At 72.4% G+C, this 20353-nt stretch carries 15 protein-coding genes and 2 pseudogenes; 8 read left to right on the top strand and 9 right to left on the bottom strand.

Annotated features, from left to right (window positions below; translation table 11 throughout):
* Positions 1–2: 2 nt before the first annotated feature.
* The 6 genes and pseudogenes from G401_RS58775 to G401_RS0104535 all read left to right on the top strand — a co-directional run.
* Positions 3–1781: pseudogene (locus G401_RS58775) on the top strand (SDR family NAD(P)-dependent oxidoreductase); the annotation flags it as partial.
* 384 nt (positions 1782–2165) lie between these two features.
* Positions 2166–5083 (top strand): annotated as a pseudogene (locus G401_RS43440) (type I polyketide synthase); the annotation flags it as partial.
* A gap of 3 nt (positions 5084–5086) precedes the next feature.
* Complete coding sequence (locus tag G401_RS58770; protein WP_456064517.1) at positions 5087–5629, top strand: acyl carrier protein; 543 nt, start codon at positions 5087–5089, stop codon at positions 5627–5629.
* 2 nt (positions 5630–5631) lie between these two features.
* Complete coding sequence (gene mhpA, locus G401_RS43435; RefSeq protein ID WP_034590676.1) at positions 5632–7215, top strand: bifunctional 3-(3-hydroxy-phenyl)propionate/3-hydroxycinnamic acid hydroxylase MhpA; 1584 nt, start codon at positions 5632–5634, stop codon at positions 7213–7215.
* A 103-nt stretch (positions 7216–7318) separates the two neighbouring features.
* Positions 7319–7801, top strand: a complete 483-nt coding sequence (locus G401_RS0104540) for a MarR family winged helix-turn-helix transcriptional regulator (protein WP_027341571.1) — start codon at positions 7319–7321, stop codon at positions 7799–7801.
* A gap of 287 nt (positions 7802–8088) precedes the next feature.
* Complete coding sequence (locus G401_RS0104535; protein ID WP_157545320.1) at positions 8089–8943, top strand: hypothetical protein; 855 nt, start codon at positions 8089–8091, stop codon at positions 8941–8943.
* A 108-nt stretch (positions 8944–9051) separates the two neighbouring features.
* On the opposite strand, the gene G401_RS0104530 is transcribed toward G401_RS0104535, so the two are convergent.
* The 5 genes from G401_RS0104530 to G401_RS0104510 form a co-directional block, all read right to left on the bottom strand.
* Complete coding sequence (locus G401_RS0104530; RefSeq protein WP_051366120.1) at positions 9052–10089, bottom strand: pectate lyase family protein; 1038 nt, start codon at positions 10087–10089, stop codon at positions 9052–9054.
* A 234-nt stretch (positions 10090–10323) separates the two neighbouring features.
* Positions 10324–10839, bottom strand: a complete 516-nt coding sequence (locus G401_RS0104525; RefSeq protein ID WP_027341568.1) for a hypothetical protein — start codon at positions 10837–10839, stop codon at positions 10324–10326.
* A gap of 10 nt (positions 10840–10849) precedes the next feature.
* The gene (locus tag G401_RS0104520; protein WP_027341567.1) at positions 10850–11785 is read right to left on the bottom strand and encodes a hypothetical protein; all 936 of its coding nucleotides are present in this window, start codon (positions 11783–11785) and stop codon (positions 10850–10852) included.
* Positions 11786–11825: 40 nt separating this feature from the next.
* A complete protein-coding gene (locus G401_RS0104515; protein ID WP_027341566.1) occupies positions 11826–12227 on the bottom strand; it encodes a hypothetical protein in 402 nt (133 codons plus the stop codon).
* Positions 12228–12408: 181 nt separating this feature from the next.
* On the bottom strand, positions 12409–13041 hold the full coding sequence (locus G401_RS0104510) for a CGNR zinc finger domain-containing protein (RefSeq protein ID WP_211240666.1): 633 nt from the start codon (positions 13039–13041) through the stop codon (positions 12409–12411).
* On the opposite strand from G401_RS0104510, the gene G401_RS0104505 reads away from it, so the two are divergent.
* Positions 12946–13950: an NAD(P)-dependent oxidoreductase gene (locus G401_RS0104505; RefSeq protein ID WP_084556809.1), complete on the top strand. Its 1005-nt coding sequence runs from the start codon at positions 12946–12948 to the stop codon at positions 13948–13950. The two genes, G401_RS0104510 and G401_RS0104505, sit on opposite strands and share 96 nt — an antisense overlap.
* Here the strand turns inward: G401_RS0104505 and G401_RS0104500 are convergent.
* Both G401_RS0104500 and G401_RS0104495 read right to left on the bottom strand, forming a co-directional pair.
* Entirely contained in the window at positions 13940–14782 is an 843-nt protein-coding gene (locus tag G401_RS0104500; protein WP_027341563.1) for a shikimate dehydrogenase, read from the bottom strand. The two genes, G401_RS0104505 and G401_RS0104500, sit on opposite strands and share 11 nt — an antisense overlap.
* Before the next feature lie 10 nt (positions 14783–14792).
* Positions 14793–15638, bottom strand: coding sequence for a metallophosphoesterase family protein (locus tag G401_RS0104495; protein ID WP_027341562.1), 846 nt, complete (start codon positions 15636–15638; stop codon positions 14793–14795).
* A 120-nt stretch (positions 15639–15758) separates the two neighbouring features.
* Between G401_RS0104495 and G401_RS0104490 the strand changes: the two genes are divergently transcribed.
* Positions 15759–16523, top strand: a complete 765-nt coding sequence (locus G401_RS0104490) for a thioesterase II family protein (RefSeq protein ID WP_407636821.1) — start codon at positions 15759–15761, stop codon at positions 16521–16523.
* On the opposite strand, the gene G401_RS43430 is transcribed toward G401_RS0104490, so the two are convergent.
* A complete protein-coding gene (locus G401_RS43430) occupies positions 16510–17403 on the bottom strand; it encodes a hypothetical protein (protein WP_211240665.1) in 894 nt (297 codons plus the stop codon). The genes G401_RS0104490 and G401_RS43430 overlap by 14 nt on opposite strands.
* A gap of 184 nt (positions 17404–17587) precedes the next feature.
* The gene (locus G401_RS0104480) at positions 17588–20278 is read right to left on the bottom strand and encodes an AAA family ATPase (RefSeq protein WP_027341560.1); all 2691 of its coding nucleotides are present in this window, start codon (positions 20276–20278) and stop codon (positions 17588–17590) included.
* Positions 20279–20353 lie beyond the last annotated feature (75 nt).

Here is a 20353-nt window from a genome sequence, read left to right as displayed (position 1 = left end):
CGATGCTGCCCGGCGCGCTGGCCGCGATCGCCCGGCTGGCCGTGTCCGGTGTGGACGTACGCGTACCCCGGGGCGACCTCGTCGACCTGCCCGTGTACGCGTTCCAGCGCGAACGGTTCTGGCTGCGCGCCGACGACGCCGCCGAGGACGATCCCGACGTGGTCGAACTGGCCGACGGCGGGCTGGTCGCGACCGTGCACTGGGACACGCGTACGCGGCCGTGGCTGGCGGACCACACGATCGCCGGTACGGTCGTCGTGCCGGGTGCCGCGCTGGCCGAACTGGCCCTGTGGACCGGAGCCCAGGCGGGCACCCCCGCCGTCGAGGAACTCGTCGTCGAACGGCCGCTGGTCCTGCCCCCGGCCGGCGTACGCGTACAGGTGGCGGTCGGCGCCGAGGAGGAGGGGCGTCGCAGCGTCACGATCCACGCGCGAACCGAGGCAGGGTGGAACGTCCACGCGATCGGCCGGCTGGTACAGGGCGACGCCACGCCGTCGGCCGGTCCGGCGCAGTGGCCGCCCGCCGGGGCGCAACCGGTCGACCTCGACGGCTTCTACGACCGCGGCGGGGTCGCCTACGGCCCGACCTTCCAAGGACTACGCCGAGCGTGGCGCCTCGCCGACGACCTGTACGCCGAAGTGGCCCTCGCCTCGGAACCCCCGGACGACGCCCAGCGATCGGTCATCCACCCGACCCTGCTCGACGCCGTGCTTCAGGCAGCCAGCCTGCGCACACCCGCCGGGCAGAGCAACAGCGTCCAGATCCCGTTCGCCTGGAGCGGGCTGGAGGTCCACCAGCGCGGCGTCACCGAGGCCCGGGTGCACGTCCACGGGACCGGTACCAGCATCGCCGTGTCGGACACCTTCGGCGCACCCGTCGCCAGTCTCGCCGACCTCACCGTCCGACCCCTCGGCGACCTCGGAACCGAATCGCTGTACGCGATCGAATGGGTGCCACTCACCGGTGAGATCGGAGCGGCTGACTCCGCGTACACGAAGATCGTGGAGAGCGACCCGGCGAAGGCCTTGAGCGGACTGAAAAAGGCGCTGGCCGGCGGCGAACCAGTAGCAGTGATCAGCACGGACGCCGCAGTGCTGGGGTTGGCGCGGTCGGCGCAGACGGAGAATCCGGGGCGCATCACGCTGGTGGACGCGGCGGCGGGCGACCCCCTCGTGGATCGCGCCCTGGCCACCGGCGAGCCCGAGGTACGCATCCGCGACCACACGCTGCTGACCCCCCGCCTGGTCCGCGCCACCCCGACCGGCGACGTGAAGATCGACCCGGACGGCACGGTCCTGATCACCGGCGGCAGCGGCAGCCTCGGCCGTCTCGTGGCGCGACACCTGGTCGAGAAGTACGGCGTCCGGCACCTGACCCTGGTCAGCCGCAACCCGAAGCCCGATCCTGAGCTGGAGGGGCTGGCGCAGACGAGCTACGCGGCCTGCGACGTGGGCGACCGCGACGCCGTGGTCCGCCTCCTCGACGGGCTCGACCGGCCGCTGCGGGCGGTGATCCACACGGCGGGCGTGACCGACGACGGGGTGTTCGACGCGCTGACCGCGCAGCGGCTCGCGGCGGTCGCCCGGCCGAAGTCCGACGCCGCCCGCCACCTGGACGAGCTGACCCGCGACCGGGAACTCGACCTGTTCGTCCTCTACTCCTCGCTGGCCGGGATCGTGGGCAGCGCCGGTCAGGCCGCGTACGCGAGCGCCAACGCGGAGCTCGACGCGACCGCCGTACGCCGCCGGGCCGCCGGGCTGCCGGCCGTCTCGCTGGCGTGGGGCGTCTGGGCCGCCGACAGTACGCTGACCGACGCGCTGTCCGATGTGGACCGCAAACGGATGGCCCGGTCGGGGCTGCTGCCGCTGACGCCGGACGAGGGGCTGGCGCTGTTCGACGCGGCCGTGCGTACGGACGCGGCGGTGCTGGTGCCGGCCAAGTTCGAGCTGTCGGCCCTGGCCGGCGAGGGTGTGCCGCCGCTGCTGCGTACCCTCGCCCGCGGGGCTCGGCGCGCACCGGCCGCGAATGCCGCCGCGACGCCGGCTTCGCTCGCGCAGACCCTCGGCCCGCTGCCGCCCCGGCAACGCCGCCGCCACGTCGTGGACCTGGTGGGCGCCCTCGCCGCCGCGGTCCTCGGCCACGCGGGCGGCCGCCGGGTCGAGCCGGACCAGGCGTTCAAGGACGCCGGGTTCGACTCGCTGTCCGCGGTCGAGCTGCGCAACCGGCTCTCCACCCAGACCGGCGTACGCCTGCCGGCCACCCTGGTCTTCGACCATCCGACGCCGGGGGAGCTCGCCGACCACCTGCTGTCCACTCTGGAGCTGCCGGAGCCGTCTCCGGCCTCGGGGCCGACCGGTTCGGGGCCGTCGCCTTCGGCGGCCGGGCGGGCCGGAGAGCAACCCCGGTCCGCGATCGCGGGGATGTCCGCGGACGACCTGATCGCCCTGGCGCTGGGCGCCGGCACCCCGGAAGGAGAAGACGCATGACCGCCACCGATGAGCGGCTGGTGGAGGCGCTGCGCGCGGCGCTCCTGGAGAACGAGCAGCTGCGCCGGGCCCGATCCGATGCCGCCGAAACCGGTGCCGCCGAAACCGGTGCCGCTGAGCCCGGTGCGGCTGAGCCGAGTGCCGCCGAGCCGATCGCGATCGTCTCGATGGCCTGCCGGCTGCCCGGCGGGGTGCGGACGCCGGACGACCTGTGGCGGCTCGTCGCCGACGGGGTCGACGGCATCAGCGAGTTCCCGGCCGACCGGGGCTGGGACGTCGACGCCATCCACTCCACCGAACCCGACGCGCTCAACAAGACCTACGTACGCCACGGCGGCTTCCTGCACGACGCGGCCCTGTTCGACGCCGGCTTCTTCGCCATCTCCGACCGCGAGGCGCTGGCGATGGATCCGCAGCAGCGGCTGCTGCTGGAGATCTGCTGGGAGGCGGCCGAACGGGCCCGGATCGACCCCGTTTCTCTGCGGGGCAAGGAAGTCGGCGTGTTCGCCGGGCAGATGTACCACGACTACGCGACCGGCGTCACGCGGCTGCCGGACGGCGTGGACGCGTACCTGAGCATGGGCAACTCCGGGGCGGTCCTGTCCGGCCGGGTCGCGTACGCGCTCGGGCTCACCGGTCCGGTGCTGACCGTCGACACCGCGTGCTCGTCGTCGCTGGTCACCATCCACCTCGCCATGCAGGCGCTGCGGCAGGGGGAGTGCGCCCTGGCCCTGGCGGGCGGGGTGACCGTCATGGCGACCCCGAACTCGTTCATCGACTTCTCGCGGCAGCGGGCCCTGGCCCGGGACGGCCGCATCAAGGCGTACGCGGACGGCGCCGACGGGACCATCTGGTCCGAGGGAGCGGGTGTCCTGCTGCTGGAACGGCTCTCCGACGCGCGGCGCAACGGGCATCCGGTGCTGGCCGTGCTCCGCGGTTCCGCGGTGAACTCCGACGGCGCCTCGAACGGGCTCACCGCGCCGAACGGCCCGGCCCAGCAGCGGGTCATCCGCCGGGCGCTCGCCTCGGCCGGGCTGGCCCCGGCCGACGTGGACCTCGTCGAGGGGCACGGCACCGGCACGACGCTCGGCGACCCGATCGAGGCCCAGGCGCTGCTGGCGACCTACGGCCGCGACCGGTCGCCGGACGATCCGCTCTGGCTGGGGACGCTGAAGTCGAACATCGGCCACGCGCAGGCGGCCGCGGGCGTCGCGGGTGTCATGAAGGTGGTCCTGGCGCTGCGCAACGAGGTCATGCCGCGGACGCTGCACATCGACGAGCCGTCGTCCAAGGTGGACTGGGAAGCGGGCTCGGTGGCGCTGCTGCGCTCCGCCCGGAACTGGCCGGCCGTCGAGGGCCGGCCGCGCCGGGGAGCGGTGTCGGCGTTCGGGGTGAGCGGCACGAACGCCCACGTCATCGTCGAGGAGGCGCCCACTCAAGAGACCCCGGCCGCGCCCGACGGCGAGGGTCCGACGGTGTGGGTGCTGTCCGGGCGGTCCGCGGCGGCGGTGCGGGAACAGGCCGCCGGGCTCGCCGCGCGGCTGCGGTCGGGCGCGGCGCGTCCGGTGGACGTCGGCTGGTCGCTGGCGACCTCCCGCGCGCTGCTGGAACACCGGGTCGCGGTGCCGGTCGGCGGTGCCTCCGTCGACGAACCCGTTGCGGCACTGGAGAACACCGACGGCCCGGCGATCTCCGGCCGGGTGTCCGCCGGGCGGCTCGGCGTCCTGTTCACGGGGCAGGGCGCCCAGCGGATCGGAATGGGCCGCGACCTGTACGCGGCGTTCTCCGCGTACCGGGAGGCGTTCGACGAGGTCACGCGGGGGCTGGACGAGCACCTCGTGGAGGCCGGGCACGTCCCCCACCGGGTGGCCGACGTGGTCTTCGCCGAGCCCGGGTCGGACGCGGCCGGCTGGCTGGACCGGACCGTCTACACACAGGCCGCGCTGTTCGCCGTCGAGGCGGCGGCCTTCCGGTTCCTGGCGAGCTGGGGGATCGAACCCGACGTCCTGGCCGGCCACTCGATCGGCGAGCTGACCGCCGCGTACGTGGCCGGAGTCTGGTCGCTCGACGACGCCGTACGCGTCGTCGCCGCCCGCGGCCGCCTCATGCAGGCGTTGCCCGAGGGCGGCGGCATGCTGGCGGTACGCGCGTCCGAAGTGGACATCGCGCCGCTGCTCGCCGGCCACGAGGACCGGGTGAGCCTGGCGGCCGTCAACGCCCCGAGTTCGGTGGTCGTGTCCGGGGACAGCACGGCCCTGGCCGGCATCGCGCGGGCGGCCGAGGAGCGGGGCTGGAAGACCAAGGCCCTCACCGTGAGCCACGCGTTCCACTCCCCGCTGATGGAACCGATGCTCGCCGAGTACGCCGCCGTCGTCGAGGCCGCCGCGTTCCACCCGCCGCGGATCCCGATCGCGACCACCGGTCAGGACGACGCGGCCGGCCCGGTGACCGATCCGCGCTACTGGATCCGCCAGGTACGCGAACCGGTCCGCTTCGCGGCCGCCGTCCAGCGCATGTACGCCGACGGCGTCACCACGTTCGTCGAGGCCGGTCCGGGCGGCGTACTGACCGCGCTGGCGCAGCAGACCGTCGCCGAAGGCGTGACCGCGATCCCGCTGCTGCCCGACGCCCTGACCGCGATCGCCCGGCTGGCCGTCATCGGGCCGGCCCTCACCGTGCCCCGCGGCGACACCATCGACCTGCCCACCTATCCGTTCCAACGCCAGCGCTACTGGCTCAGCAGGGAGGCCACCGTGACCGAGCAGACCCCGCCGGAGATCCCGTCCCCGGCCGCGGCGCCGGACGGCGTACCGGAACCGCCGCAGGGCAACGACGCCGTCCGGCTCGCCCTCGTCGCCGAGCTGTCCGCGCTGGCCGGACCGGAGCGGCGGGCGTACCTGGTGGACCTCGTGGTCGCCGAGGCGGGCAAGACCCCGCTGGAGGTGCCGATCGTCGCGCCGCTGGCGGCGGACAGCCCGTTCTTCGAGGTCGGCTTCAACTCGCTGACCGCCGTCGAGCTGCGTAACCGGCTGATGGCCGCGACCGGTCTCGTGCTGACGCCGATGCTGCTGTTCGACCACCCGACGCCCGGGCTCGTCGCGGACTACCTCGACGGCCAGCTGCGTACGCCGGAAGGGGCCTGACCATGGACGACGTGCTGATCGTGGGCTACGGGCCGGTGGGGCAGACGCTGGCCGTCCTGCTGGGCCAGCAGGGCTGGCGGGTACGCGTCGTCGAGCGCTGGCCCCGGCCCTACCCGATGCCGCGCGCGGTGGCGTTCGACACGGAGGGCGCGCGGATCCTCGCGTCGGCGGGCGTCGCGGGCATCATCGGTGAGATCGGTGAGCCGTCGCACGACTACACCTTCGTGAACGCGGCGGGGGACAAGCTGCTGGAGATCGACGTGAACGAGGTCGGCCGGTGCCTGTGGCCGGACTCGACGTCGATGTATCAGCCCGCGCTGGAGGCGGCGCTCATCGAGCGCGGCGCCGCGCTGCCGACGGTGGAGGTGATGCGCGGCTTCGAGGTGGTGGAGCTGACCGACCACTCCGACCTGGCCGGGCGGGTGGACGGCGTCACAGTCGTCGCGGCGGCGGTCGACGGCGAGCGTCGCACCTGGACGGCGCGCTGGGTGGTCGGGTGCGACGGCGCGAACAGCTTCGTGCGTGAGCGGATCGGCACGTCCCTCACGGACCTGGGCTTCTCGCACGACTGGTTGATCTGCGACGTCGCCCTGGCCGAGCCGGTGCCGTTCCGCCCCAACAACCTCCAGGTCTGCGACCCGGCCCGGCCGCGCACCGCCGTGTCCGCCGGCCCCGGCCACCGCCGGTGGGAGTTCATGCGCGTCGACGGGGAGAGCGTCGAGGACCTCTACAGCGCCGAGGCGGCGTGGCAGCTGCTCGCACTGTTCGATGTGGACCCGGACCACGCGACGCTGGAACGCTTCCACGTCTACAGCTTCACCGCCCGGTACGCGAACGAGTGGCGTTCCGGCCGCCTGCTGCTGGCCGGGGACGCGGCGCACGTGATGCCGCCCTTCGCCGGTCAGGGCATGTGTTCGGGGCTGCGGGACGCGGCGAGCCTGGCCTGGCGGCTCGACCTCCTGCTGCGGGGCGTCGCCGGGGAGGCGCTGCTGGACGGCTACGTGACCGAGCGCCGCCAGCACGTACGCCACGCGCTGAGCATGTCGGTCAACCTCGGCAAGGTGATCTGCCAGACCGACCCGCGGGCGGCGGCCGACCGGGACACGGTGATGATCGCGGCGCGGCAGCGTCCGGTGGCGGCGGCCGCCCAGCAGCGTTCGCCCGTGCATCCGCTGCAGACCGGCCTGCTGCATGCCCCCGCCGGTACGCCGATCGCACCGGCGGGACTGCTCATGCCGCAGGGCAACGTCGGCCGGGGCTCGCGTACGGGGACGTTCGACGAGATCGCGGGGCGGGGATTCGTGCTGCTGACGACGCCGGACGCGCCGGTGGACCGGTCGGCCCTCGATCCGGTCGGCGGCCAGGTCGTCACCGTCCTGCCCGCCGACAGCCCGGCCGGCGACGGCGAGGTCGCGGACACCGACGGGGTCTACACCGCGTTCTTCGCCGAACATGGCGTACGCGCGGTGCTCGTGCGGCCGGACTTCTACGTCTACGGCGGCGCGGCCGACCCCGCGGCCGTGCGGGCGCTGGTGGCCGAACTGCTGTCCGGCGTGCTGGCCGAACTGCCCGTCGCGACCGGCTGATCGGCCGGTCAGCACTGGTGTACTCGGCTGTTTTCCTTTCGATGGAGGACTTGGTTTAACACGAAACTATCTTGAAAACACCTAAGCCATTTACGATACGTTCATGAACGCAGGCCCCGACGCGTCGGTCCGGCCGGTCGACCTCATGTTCCTGCTGTCCTGGGCGCATCATGCGCTGCTGACGGAGGAGACGGCCGGTCTCGCCGATCTCGGCATCACGCCGCGTGACCGCTGGCTGCTGGAGCGGGCCAAGGACAGCGACCTGACCCAGCGCGAGCTGGCCGACCTGTGCGGCCTGGACAAGACGACCATGGTCGTCGTCATCGACAAGCTGGAGAAGGAGGGCCTGGTCGAGCGCCGCCCGTCCAGTGTGGATCGCCGGGCCTGGATCATCAACGTCACGCCGAAGGGCCGGAAGGTGCTCGGGAAGGCCGACGTCGTCATCGAGCGTACGCAGGCCGAGATCCTCTCGACGATCGACCCCGCGGTACGCGACGGGTTGGTCGGCGGCCTGAGCCAGCTCGTGCACGGGCGGCTGAAGACGTTCGTCTCGTGCGATCAGCCGCCCCGGCGGCGCGCCAAGTAGGCGAGAGGTCTCGCCCGACCGGGCGGGCCGCCTGAGGCAAGAGGGTGTCCGGAAGTCGGCCGTCATGGCCGGCAGGTCCGCCGGGACGCCGGGCGGAGCGCGCGGTCAGGCGCGCCGCGGGCCGCGTTTCGGATGAACCCGGCCGCGATCCGACGGTCCGGTGAGAGCCGCGGACATCGGTCTGAACCGCGCCGGCGCTGCTTGTCGGGGTGCGAGGGCGTTCCTACGCTCGGCCGGACAGCATTCCCCGAGTCGCTGCCGATCGCGGCGTGAACGGTGCGGTGACCATGACACCCCGGCTCCTTTCGCAGAATTCCCTGACCGCTCTGCTCGCCACGCTGATGTCCGTGGCGCTCCTCGCATCGGGCTGTGCGGCCGCCGCGCGGGAGGCGGGCACCATACTGCTGAAGATCGGCGAGGAGGTCATCGTGTCCCTCGGGGCGGACTACCTCAAGAAGATCCTCTCGCCGGACGAGGCGGCCGGCCAGCCCACGATCATCGTGAGCAACACCAACGCCGCCGGGTACGGCGTCGGCACGAACTTCGCCGTCAGCGGGTCCTCCGGGATCGGCATCGAGCACGTCGAAGGCACCGTGTACATCGTCAGCGACGGCAACGGGCTGGCCATCACGGTCGCCCCGGGCAGCACCGCGACCATCGAACTGCACACCACGGGCAGCGCCCGCACGGCCCCGGTCGCCACCGGCGCGCGCGATCAGGCGGCCACGGTCGACGGCATCATCCGCTGGTCCGGGCGCAGCCGCCAGGCGCTGTTCGCCGCGCTGGACGACCTGGGCGCGTGCCACGACGCGTACGGGGCGACCCAGTCCCTGCGGACGGTCGCGAGCGGCCGGGCGGGTCAGGTCGCGGCGCTGAACGGACTCGACGTGTCGGCCCTTCCCAGCGGCCCTTCGCTGCGCGGCACCCTGATCAGCGCACTGAACTCGTCCCGGGAGGCGGACCTGGCCTTCGTCCGCTGGGGCGAGCACGTCCAGGCGTCGGGCTGCGGCCACGACTCCAACTACCAGCAGGGAATGGCCGCGTCGAAGACGGCCACGAGGACGAAGCAGCGGTTCGTCAACGCGTGGAACCCCGTCGCCCTGGCATACGGGCTCCCGACCTACGAAGAGCCCGGCATCTGACGTCCGCCCGACCGGGCCCCCGGTGGCGCACGGGCGCCCGTCCGGTGTGGACGGACGCCCGTGCCTGATGGATCGGAACCTGGATCAGAGTGCGAATCGGAACGCGGCTCAGACGACCTTGCCGGTGCCGGCCTGGCTCGTCACGATCGACTTGACGGCGCTGCCCGAGTCCAGCGTGTACGAGTAGGGGATCGCCGCCACGCTGCCCGAGTTCCGGGTCGCGGGCGTACCCGAGTTCACGAGGTAGTTGCCCGACGCCTTCACGTTGCCCGAGGGCGAACTGCCGGTCGCGGTCACCACCGAGTTCGGCGTGTTCTCGAAGTAGTTGTTCTGCACGAACACGCCCGCGTTGCAGGTCGACGCGACGCCGTAGGTGCCGCTGTTCGAGTAGTAGTTGTTGTAGACGTGCACCGGGTTGCCGAAGCGTACGCGCGGCCCGCGCTGGTCGCAGTTGGCGAACCAGTTGTCGTGGTAGGTCACGCGCAGGTGCCCGGTGTCCTCGGACGCGTTGTCGTCGCTGTGCCCGAGCAGGTCGCACTTGATGTGGTCGTGCTCCTTGTTCCACGACACCGTGATGTAGTCGCCGGCGTGCGTGATGTCGATGAGCCCGTCGTAGTAGTCCGTGCCGTGGCTCGTGTCGCTCGACAGGTCGTTGTGGTCGATCCACAGGTGGGTCGACTTCTCGATGTGGATCGCGTCGCCGTTGCCCACGCTGGCCGGGACCTTGGCGATGTTCATGTTGCGGATGATCACGTTGTTGACGCCCTTGAGGCCCAGCCCGCAGCCGGTCAGCCCGGAGCTCGCGCCGACGCCGTAGATCGTCTTGTTCGAGGCGACCTTGATCTCGGCCGAGCAGGTGAACCGGCCGTTGACGTTGATCGTCTGCTGCGTGCTCGACGCCGCCGCGCTGGTCAGGGCGGACAGCGAGGTCACCGTGACGACCGGGCCGGTGCCCCCGCCGTTGGTGCCGCCGGCCATAGTCGACCAGCCTTCCTGGTTCCAGGTCGAGGCGTACGCGGCCGGGGCGAAGGTCGACGCGCCGATGGTGGTCAGTGCCGCGACGGCCGCGAGGGCCAGCGGTACGCGCCAGCCGGCCGCCCGCAGGCGGCCCCCCTGACGATGTGCCCGTGGAGTGAGAGTGGACATGGACGGATACCTCCCGTTGGGACGAGACCCCACCGCCGGGACCGCCGGGCGGCGGCCGTTACCGGGCGCAGGCGGTCGGGGCCTTGCACGGTTCCGGAAAGCGGAAAGCGCTTTCCAATCTCGGGATAGTATTTATCGAATTCGATTTCGACAACCGGTCCGGCCCGTTCTCGGGCCGCCGTCACCCGCACGGAGGACGCGGGCGGCGGCGGCCTGCTCGAAGACCTGTACGACTCAGTCCAGCCGGTCGGCCAGGTCGTTCTTGACGGCGGTGATCTGCGCGAGCTGGTCGGCGATCAGCTGCTCGGCCGCCGTACGCACGCCCGCCACGAAGTCGTCCGGGCCGATCTCGGTCAGCGTGCCGTCCCGGACGACGGCCTTCCATTCGTGCATGCCCCGGACGGACAGCTGGACGCGGCCGTCGGCGGACGCGCCGCGCGCGACGATGTTCTCGCGCCGCTCCACGAACTCCTGCTGCGCCGGCGTCACCGGAAGGGGCTCGGCCGTATAGGCGTAGTCGCTGACCTCGCCCATGATCATCCAGAACTCGCGCATCCGGCGCGACCACAGCACCCGGGCCAGCGAGACCAGGTGTCGTTCCAGGGTCCGCTCGTCCAGCCAGCGGTAGCTGCCCTGCTCGAAGGTGATGCGTACCTGGTCGCGGTCGTACAGCTCGGCCGACAGCGCGCCGTCCGAGGTGGACGCCGTGACGACCATCCGGTCGAGCCGGTCGCTCAGCGTCGCTTCCATGTGCTCCCCCTCATGAAGCATGGCCCATCAGGTCCTTGATGTTGCCCCGCGTACCGGTGGCCAGCTCCGGCTTGTTCGGGATCAGCTTGTCGGTGCCGGCCTCCAGCTGGGACAGGTCGCCGGAGAGCACCTTGTAGACGTCGTCCTGCTTCTGCACGATGGCCTTCTTGAGCGTCTCCAGGGCGGCCCGCAGCTTCGGCACGACGGTGAACGCGTCCGCGCCGGACACGTCGAGCTTCTGGCTGTCGCCCCCGCCACCCGCGCCGGCCGCGCCGACGCCCGCCCCGGCCGAGACCACCTCCAGCAGCAGGACCGCCGGGGCGACGGGCCCCTCGACGAGAGCGGTACCGACGGCGGCCACCGCGCCGATCACGGTCAGCGCCATGGCCGCGCCCCCACCGCCGAAGTGGCAGTGGTGCTCGAGCGCCTCAAGTGTCTTGTCGGCGATCTTCATCGTGTCCGCGCGGGCGGCCCGCCAGACCGCCTGATACCCCTTGACCGCGCTGACGAGGACGTAGACCGCGACGAACTGGCTCTGCACCTTGTACGGGAACGGCTGGATGAAGCCCGACTCGAAGTTGCGGGCGGCGTTGCCCGTCCAGCCGACGAGGTCGGTGCTGATGTTCATGTGGCTCATGTCGCCGACCGGCGAGATGCTCTCGCCGTGCGCGTCCGGCTTGCCGGACGACGACGGCAGGATCTGCCCGTCGGAGAGTTCCGCCAGCGCCGAGTGCAGGTCGTTCAGCATGTTCACGAGCACGCCCGCGTCCGGATCGGGCAGCTGCGCGAACGGCTCGAACAGGTACGGGATCTGCGCCCAGTTGGCCATCTCCTGATGCTGCTCGGGCGTGATCTGGTTGCCGCCCTTCTCCAGGACCTGCTGGTACTGCTGGCACTTCTGCCAGATCCGGACGGCCTTGGCACGCAGATCGCTGTCGTAGCTCATGATGCTGACCTCATGATCTAAATCGCGGAGGGTTGGCTGGTCACAGCGGCAGCTTGAGGTCGGGGATCTCGCTGCCGTCCTCGGCCCGGTCGCCCTTCATCAGGTCGGTGAGCGCCCGGCCCGCCTGCTGATCGGTACGCGAATACTCCTGCGCCGCGATACGCAGGGCGTCGGCCGTCAGTTCGATGCTGTGCTCGGCGCTCTTCACGCAGTCGATGACGATGCCGGCGAACTTGGCCACCGCCGCCACATGCTTGTCGGCGCCGCCGCCCTCGAACTCGGCCGGCCGCCAGAACGCGCCGCTGACGTCGGACTCCGTGGTCTGCAGCTTGCCCGCGACGCGGGCGAACGCCGCGGACACGATCGGCAGGTCATGATTCGCCGCCCGGACCAGAAGCTCCAGTCGGGCACCCAGTGGATCGCCGGTCACCCAGCCGCCCATGACACCTCCCCCAGAAGAGCGGAGGCGCGCGCCCCTCCCCACGCGGGCGCAGCAGCCTGCCGCGCTGTCCATGCTATGAGGACGGTCGCTGGAAGACGTCGAACCAGCAGCGCAAATACGCCTACAACCAGGGCGTTACGGGGCCGTACAACCTACGAATCAGTGGATGACCCGCGGGTGGTCAACGCACGGTGAGCCGTGACTTCTTGGCCCTGTTTCCGCACGTGTTCATCGAGCACCAGCGGCGGTTGGTTCCGCGGCTGGTGTCCAGGAAGAGCCCCATGCAGTCCTTGCCTTCGCAGCACTTGACCCGGCTGCGATCGGAGGTTCCGTAGACGCGAACGGCATCGGTGGCAAGGACGCCGAGCGCGTCGCGGACCGCTGCCGTCCGGCTCAGCATCCAGTGCAGGCTGTCGCCTTCGAGTACTGCTTTCGCCTGTCCGGCGGTCGCGGCCGCGTTGAGGACCCGCACATCCTGCAGGTCGGGATCTCGTGCTGTGGCGATCGCCCTTCCGGCGCGGTAGATCGCCTCGCGTAACTCGACGGCGTCGTTCAGGTCCTGCCGGGAAGAGCCGGGGACGTCGAGTCCCGCGCTGCGCAGCCAGAGCGACAGGCGTGCGGGGTCGGTGAGCCGTTCGCGGGGCGTACCGCCGGACCGGTCGCTGACGGTGGCGGTGAACCGGAACGCCAACACCTCGTTGTCCAGGCGGAATGCACGATGAGCCGCTTCGTCGGCGGGAACCTCCACGACAGGGGACACCTCCTCGCGAACCATCTTAGCCGGTTCGCAAATCGCGGCGGCCCGTGCGATCATGAACCGTCTGAGACGGTTCTTTCGAGAGGGCTCCCCATGAGTGAGATCGCGGTCATCGGCCTGGGAGCGATGGGTCGCCCCATCGCCGGCAACCTCCTCGCGGCAGGTCACAAGGTCGTCGTCTGGAACCGCACCAGCGCGGCGGGCGACGAGCTCGTGGCGGCGGGAGCGCGCCGCGCGTCGTCGGTGGCCGAGGCGATGAGCACGCCGGTGGTCTTCTCCATGCTCAGCGACGACCGGGCCGTGGCCGAGACGTTTCTCGACTCCGGCGTCTTGGCTCGCATCCCGCGCGCGAGCGTGCATGTCAACCTCGCCACGGTGAGCGCGGACCTGGCGGTCCGGGCCGCCGCGGCGCACGCGGAGCACGGCATCGGGTACCTTGCGGCGCCGGTCTTCGGCCGCGTCCCGGTCGCCGAGGCGGGGGCGCTCAACATCCTCGCGGCGGGTGAGCCGACATTGATCGACCGGGTCCAGCCGTACCTCGACGTGATCGGCGCGCGTACGTGGCGGATGGGGGAGCGTCCCGAACAGGCGAACGTCGTGAAGATTCTCGGCAACTACCTGATCGCATGCGCGATCCAGTCACTCGGCGAAGCCGTCAGCCTCGCGGAAGCCTGCGCGATCGACACCGGAGCTCTGATCGAACTGCTCTGTTCGACCTTGTTCCCGGGTCCGGTCTACACCGGCTACGGATCGGCGATCGCCCGCCGCCGCTACCAGCCGGCCGGATTCACGACCGTCCTCGGCCGCAAGGACCTGCACCTCGCGCTCGACGTCGCGGCCGACCACCAGGTTCCGCTGCCGATCGGCCGACTGCTTCGGGAGGTGTTCGACCAGTCGATCGCCGACGGGCACGCGACCGACGACTGGGCGGCCATCACCGAGCGGCAGCCGCGGTCTACCGGGTGAGGTGACCGTTCAGGACGGCGAAGTGTGCGAGCATGCGGCCCACGTCCGGCGCCCGCCCCGTGAACAGCTCGAACCCCTTCGCCGCCTGGTGCACCAGCATGCCGCCGCCGTTCAGGGTCCGGCAGCCGAGTTCCCGGGCCGCGCGCAGCAGCGCCGTCTCCGCGGGCCGGTAGATCACGTCCACCACCCATGTCGGCGCGCGCAGGGCGGACACCGGCACCGGTACGCCGGGGTGGATCCCCATGCCGACAGGCGTGGCGTTGACCAGGCCGTCCGCTGTGGACAGGGCGGCCTCGACGTCGTGGACGAGCTGGACGCTCGGGAGGCGGTCGGCGAGTTCCTTCGCGCGTACCTCGTCGGTGTCGTGCAGGAGGATCTCGGACGCGCCCAGCGACTGGAGCGCGTACGCGGCCGCGGCGCCGGCCCCGCCCGCGCCGACGAGCAGGACCCGGGACAGCGGTACGCCGGCCAGGCCGGCCCGGAAGCTGGTCGCGAAGCCGTGCAGGTCGGTGTTGTGGCCGACGGCCCGGCCGCCCGTGAGGACCACCGTGTTGACCGCGCCGAGGGCCGCCGCGTCGGGGGAGAGGTCGTCGAGGTGGTCGAGGAACGCCTGCTTGCACGGGTGGGTCACGTTGAGGCCGGTGAACCCGAGCGACCGCGCCGTACGCAGCAGCCGCCCGAAGTCACCGGGCCACGGAGCGGCGTCACCGGCTTCGACGGTCGTGTAGTACACGCGTATTCCCAGCTCCTGGGCCTCTCGCTCGTACAGGGCGGGGCTGTGGGAGCCGCCGACGTCGGCGCCGACGAGGCCGAGCAGGAACCGCGTGGACATCTTGCCTCCTCTAGGGACGGCCGCCGGCGCGGGGCAGGATGCGGCGCGGCCCGCGGAAACCGCCGTGCGCCGTCCATTCCCGGGGGTAGCCGAGCGAGACCTCTTCGAAGGGGACGCCGTCGTAGGCGGTCGTCCGGGGGATGTGCAGGTGGCCGTAGACCACGGTGTGCGCGCCGAACCGCGTGTGCCAGTCCGCCGTCAGCTCCGTGCCGCACCACTGCGCGAACACCTGGTGGCGCAGGATCCTGGTGGGTTCGCGTACCAGCGGCCAGTGGTTCATCAAGATCGTCGGCGTGGTCACCGCCGACAACCTCTTCTCCGAGTACGCGACGCGCGCCGCGCACCATTCGGCTCTGGTGGCGTACGGGTCGGGGTGCAGGAAGAACTCGTCGGTGCAGACGATCCCGGCGGCGTACGCGAGCGCGAGGCCCTCCTCGGTCGTCGTGGCCCCCTCGGGTCGGAACGAGTAGTCGTAGAGCAGGAACAGCGGGGCGACCGTGATCGGACCGCCGTCGCCGTTCCAGACCGGGAACGGATCCTCGGGCGTGTGCACGCCGTACCCCCGGCACATCTCGACCAGCGCCTCGTACCGTGCGACCCCGCGGGACTGCACCGGATCGTCCTTGGGCGTCCAGAGTTCGTGGTTGCCCGGCGACCAGACGACCGTCGCGTACCGCTCGGCGAGGGTCTTCAGGGTCCACTCGATGTCGGCGAAGTTCTCCCCGACGTCCCCGGCGACGAGGAGCCAGTCGTCGTCGGCCGCCGGCCGCATCGCCTCGACGATCGCCTTGTTGGCGTCGTACGCGACATGCAGATCGCTGACCGCCCAGACAGTTCCCGGAGCCAAGCCGACCACCCGATTCCTTCTCGAAGACCATGGTGACAAGGGAAGGGCCCTTGCCGACACCCCAGCGGCACCCCAGACCGACCCCTATCCGGGTGGGGAACCGCCGCTGGAGAGAACATACTGGTGTCGATGACATCTCAGCCGACCTCGCCGCAGCCGAATTCACCGCAGCCGAATTCACCGTGGATGCACGTGTTCCCGGGCGCGCCCGACGCCGTCGCCGACCTCGTCTGCCTGCCGCACGCGGGCGGTTCGGCGAGCTTCTTCCATCCGCTGGCCCGGCTCGTCGCGCCGCGCGTACGCGTGCTGGGCGTGCAGTACCCGGGCCGCCAGGAGCGCCGGCGCGAACCGGTCGTCACCGACGTACGCGAGATCGCGGCCGGGGTGCTCGACGCGCTGGCCGGGTTCGGCGACCGGCCCGTCGTCTACTTCGGACACAGCATGGGCGCCGTGGTCGCGTACGAGATGGCAGTGGTGAAGAGTCCCGCGGCGCTGGTGGTGTCGGGGCGGCGCGCGCCGTCGCGGTACCGGGACGAGACGGTGCACCGGCGGGACGACGCCGGAGTGGTCGCGGAGCTGCGCCGCCTGAGCGGTACGCACAGCGCGCTGCTCGCGGACCCGGAGGTGCTGGAGCTGATCCTGCCCGCGGTACGCGGCGACTACCAGGCGATCGAGACCTACCGGCACGCGGACGCGACGCCGCCGCTGGAGTGCCCGGTGACGGTGCTGACCGGCGACACGGACCCGATGGTGAGCGCGGACGAGGCGGCCGACTGGCAGCGGCACGCCCGGCACCCCGTCGACCTGCGGGTCTACCCTGGCGGCCACTTCTTCCTGGTCGACCACGCGGTGGGCATCGCCGAAACCCTCGTGGAGACCGCTACTTCCCGATGAGCTCCGATGCCGGGTGTGCCGGTGCGGTGCCCGGCTCGGGGGCGAGGTCCGGCTCGGGGAGGGCAGTGGGCTTGGGGAGGGCAGTGGGCTTGGGGAAGGCAGCGGGCTGGGGGAGGGCGGGCCGCAGCGCGTAGGCGGTCACGAGCGCCGCCGTCGACGCGAGCGCGTAGGCCCACACGCCGACGTGCCCGGCGGTCAGCGCGACCACGAAGCAGAAGACCGCGAATCCCGGCAGCCCGCGCAGCACCCCGTGCAGGGTGGTGATCGCCGCCGCCGGTCCGGCCTGGACGAGCGCGAACGTCGCCACGACGCTCGTCGCGATCGGGAACGGCGCCAGCACGCCGGTCAGCTCCGGTCCCAGAGCCGCCGCGGCCGTCGTCAGGGCCACCACGAGTACGCCGGTCGCCAGCGCCCGGCTCGGCAGGTCCCACCACGCCGGGCGTACCTTGGGCGGGTGACCGGTGCGCAGCCGGCCGAGGGCGTACCAGCAGGCGGTGTTGGTGGCCAGGGCGAGGACCAGGCCGACGACCGGTCCGACGTGGACGAGCGCGGACAGGTAACCGGCGGCGAGGCAGGCGGTCCAGGTCACCGCGAGCGTCAGCGGCCAGGGCAGGCGTACGCAGACCACCGCGTACAGCAGGGCGAAGCCGCCGAGGACGGCGATGCCCCGCAGCGAGGCCGAGGCGGCGTCGGCGGCGAAGCCCGGGCCGTGATCGAGGTAGCTGATCAGCAGGATCGGACCGGCGACGATCGGCAGGGCGACCAGGGTGCCGGTCAGGGCCGGTCCCCAGCGGCGCCCGGCGAGCGTGGAACCGACGACGAGAGCGGGAGCGAGGAACAGCTTCAGCAGGAGCGCGGCACCCATCACTGTGTGGATCATGCCAGCCGCCCAGGCCCCGCCCCCGGACACCCCGCCGCCTCCCATGATCCGGTCGCCGCACCCCGCCCCGCTCCCATGATCCGGTTTGGATCAGGGAAATCACCCGAATCATGGGCCAAGATTCGGGTGACAACCGTGATCCAAGCGGGATCATGGGCCGGGGTAAGCGGCCGGGGGTAAGCGCTCAGGCGGAGGAGACCAGGCGGCTGAGGTCGACCGGGAGCTCGCGGCGGTGCTTGACGTTGAGTTTGCGGTACACCCTGGTCAGGTGCTGTTCGACCGTGCTGGCGGTGACGTAGAGCCGGGCGGCGATCTCCCGGTTGGTGTAGCCCATGGCGGCCAGGGCGGCCACCCGCTGCTCCGAACCCGTCAGCGTCGCCAGCAGCCCGGTGTCCGCGTCGGGCTGCGCGAGCTCGCCCAGCTCGCTCGTGATCGCGAGCAGTTCGCGGCGCAGCGGTTCCGCCTCGCACAGCTGGGCCATGTGCAGCGCCCGCCGGAACACGGTACGCGCCCGCCGGTTGTCCCCGAGCCCGTGATGGGCCTTGGCCAGGTCGGTGAGCGTACGCGCCTGCTCGAACCGGTCGCCGCAGGATTCGAGCAGTTCGAGCGCCTCGGCCAGCAGCTGCGGACGGCGTACCCCGGTGTCGCAGGCGGCCAGCAGGCGCAGCGAGACGGCCCGCGTACGCCCGCCGGCGGCACCGGGCCGGGCGAGCTGGTCGCGCAGCAGCAGGCGGGCCTGATCCCGGTTGCCCAGGCGCAGCCAGGCTTCGGCGGCACCGGCCCGCCAGGCGACGAGCGCGGCCGGTTCCAGCCCCCACCGGCGGCTCAGCTCACCGCAGGCGAGGAAGTCGGACAGGGCCGCGTGATGGTGGCGGGTGGCGAGCTGGTGGTGGCCGCGCGCGTACAGGTAGTGCAGGGCGTAGCGGCTGTCGTGCAGGGCGTCGGGCACGGCGACGGCGAGATGGGTGGCGGCCTGTTCCCAGCGGCCGAGCCGGGAGGTGGCCACGACGAGGTCGCCGAGCGGCAGGCCGGCCGCGATGCCCCAGCCCTTGACCGGCAGGGTGAGCGCCTCCTCGGCGGCCTGGACGACGCCGGCCAGGTCACCGCGGGCGAGCGCGATCTCGGAGCGGGCGGCGGCCAGGACCGCTTGCCAGGTCGGCCCCCGGTCGGTGGTGGCGCTGAGCCGGGCGTGCCAGCTCGCGGCCGCCTCGACCCGGTCGGCCCGGGTCAGGGCCAGCATCGCGGTGAGGACGGACTCCTCGGCCCAGCCCGTGTGCCGGCCGAGCAGCAGGTCGTGCAGCGTCCGCTCGGCGGTGGCGGCGGCCTCGGTCAACCGGCCCCGCACGAGCGAGGCGGCGATCGACGCGCACGCCCGCAGCCACGGGTCCACCCGCGGGGCGACCAGCCGCGCGTCGGCGTCGTCGGGGCCGCGCAGGCCCGCCGGCCGGGCCAGCGGCGGGTGGCTCAGCGTGAGCCACTGCTCCAGGTCGTGCACCTCCGCCTCCGGGTCGCCCGACCCGGCCGCGGCCGAGCGGAGCCGTTGCAGGACGGTGGCCGCCTCCGCGGCGCGGCCGAGCCACAGCAGGCGGCGGACGAGCTGGATCTCCTCGGGGCGCGGCAGGTGCCCGGCGCGGGCGGCCGAGATCAGCTCGGTCAGGTGCTCGCCGGTGCTCGCCGGATTCTCCTGCCACAGCAGGTCGGTGAGGGCAGCCCGGGCCCGCGCCAGCTCGGCGGGCTCAGCCGGGCACTGGATCGCCAGGCTCAGCATCCGTGCCGCGACGGCCGTGCGGTCCTCGGCCAGCGCCTGCTCGGCCGCCTCGCCGAGCACGCCGGCCGCCCAGCGTACCGGCAGGGGACCGGTCGCGAGCAGATGCCCGGCCACCGTGGATGCCGGGGAACCGTTGGCGTACAACACTTCGGCTGCTCGGGCGTGCAGCTGCGCACGCTGCTCGCCCAGGTCCTCCAGGATCGCCGCCCGCGCCGCGGGATGCTCGAAGATCCGCGCCGCCGCGAGCGTCTCCAGCGCCGCGCGTACCGCCGCCGGCTCGTGGTCCAGCACCGCCGCCACGTCCGCGGCCCGCGCGTCCTCGCCGAGCACCGCGAGGGCCCGGGCCACGCGGGCGGCGTCGTCCTCCGCGCGCAGCACGCATCCGATCAGAGCCTGCCTGTACGCGAGTCCGGGCAGACCGGTCTGCGCGTAGTCGTCGAGGAGCGCTTCGAGCAGGCGGGGGTTGCCGCCGCCGGCGCGCAGGATCTCCTCCGCGCCGAGCGCCTCCGCCCGGTCCAGGCGGCGGGAGACGAGTTCGGCCGCCCCCCGGTCCGACAGCGGCGACAGGCCCAGGCAGCGGAAGTGCGGCTGCCGGCGCAGTTCGGCCAGGAACGGCTCGGTGTCGGCGGTGGGCTCGACGCTCGTCGTCAGCGCCAGCTGCACCCGCAGGTTGCGCGTACGCCGGGCCAGGTGCAGCAGGAAGCGCAGGGAGGCGGTGTCGGCGTACTGGATGTCGTCGACGGTGAGCAGCAGCGGCCGCTGGCGGCTGACGCGCAGCACGTCGGCGCAGAGCCGGGGGAGGGCGTCGGTGCCGTCCCCGTCGCCGAGCAGCTTCTCGGCGCGGTCGGCGAGGTCGACGGGGAAGGCGGGCGCGGCGACCAGCTGGTGCACGACGCCCCAGGCGAGGTGGCGCTCGGCCGGGGCGCAGGCGGCGTGCGCGACGGCGGCGTCGCGGACCTCCATCGCCTCGGTGAGGGCCTGCAGCATGGCGGTCTTGCCGACGCCCGGCGGTCCACCGACCACATTGATCTGACCACGGCCGCCGAGGGTACGCCGCGCGGCCGATTCCAGGACCGCGAGCGGTTCCGAGCGTTCGACGAGATCCACGTAAACCTCCCCTGACGAGCGGTTTTTTCGATCAAATCGACGCTAACAAGCGGATGGGAAATCGCGGTCTGCGGG

It is taken from the genome of Hamadaea tsunoensis DSM 44101, from assembly GCF_000428945.1.
Classification (GTDB): domain Bacteria; phylum Actinomycetota; class Actinomycetes; order Mycobacteriales; family Micromonosporaceae; genus Hamadaea; species Hamadaea tsunoensis.
The sequence above is the reverse complement of the archived record's forward strand: the minus strand, read 5'-3'. Positions and strand labels throughout refer to the sequence as shown.

What these genes read in the sequence shown, in the direction of transcription:
- mhpA (WP_034590676.1), top strand. Translation starts at nt 5,632, where the DNA reads ATGGACGACGTGCTGATCGTGGGCTACGGGCCGGTGGGGCAGACGCTG.
- G401_RS0104540 (WP_027341571.1), top strand. Translation starts at nt 7,319, where the DNA reads ATGAACGCAGGCCCCGACGCGTCGGTCCGGCCGGTCGACCTCATGTTC.
- G401_RS0104535 (WP_157545320.1), top strand. Translation starts at nt 8,089, where the DNA reads ATGACACCCCGGCTCCTTTCGCAGAATTCCCTGACCGCTCTGCTCGCC.
- G401_RS0104530 (WP_051366120.1), bottom strand. Translation starts at nt 10,089, where the DNA reads ATGTCCACTCTCACTCCACGGGCACATCGTCAGGGGGGCCGCCTGCGG.
- G401_RS0104525 (WP_027341568.1), bottom strand. Translation starts at nt 10,839, where the DNA reads ATGGAAGCGACGCTGAGCGACCGGCTCGACCGGATGGTCGTCACGGCG.
- G401_RS0104520 (WP_027341567.1), bottom strand. Translation starts at nt 11,785, where the DNA reads ATGAGCTACGACAGCGATCTGCGTGCCAAGGCCGTCCGGATCTGGCAG.
- G401_RS0104515 (WP_027341566.1), bottom strand. Translation starts at nt 12,227, where the DNA reads ATGGGCGGCTGGGTGACCGGCGATCCACTGGGTGCCCGACTGGAGCTT.
- G401_RS0104505 (WP_084556809.1), top strand. Translation starts at nt 12,946, where the DNA reads ATGAGCCGCTTCGTCGGCGGGAACCTCCACGACAGGGGACACCTCCTC.
- G401_RS0104510 (WP_211240666.1), bottom strand. Translation starts at nt 13,041, where the DNA reads ATGATCGCACGGGCCGCCGCGATTTGCGAACCGGCTAAGATGGTTCGC.
- G401_RS0104500 (WP_027341563.1), bottom strand. Translation starts at nt 14,782, where the DNA reads ATGTCCACGCGGTTCCTGCTCGGCCTCGTCGGCGCCGACGTCGGCGGC.
- G401_RS0104490 (WP_407636821.1), top strand. Translation starts at nt 15,759, where the DNA reads ATGACATCTCAGCCGACCTCGCCGCAGCCGAATTCACCGCAGCCGAAT.
- G401_RS43430 (WP_211240665.1), bottom strand. Translation starts at nt 17,403, where the DNA reads ATGATCCACACAGTGATGGGTGCCGCGCTCCTGCTGAAGCTGTTCCTC.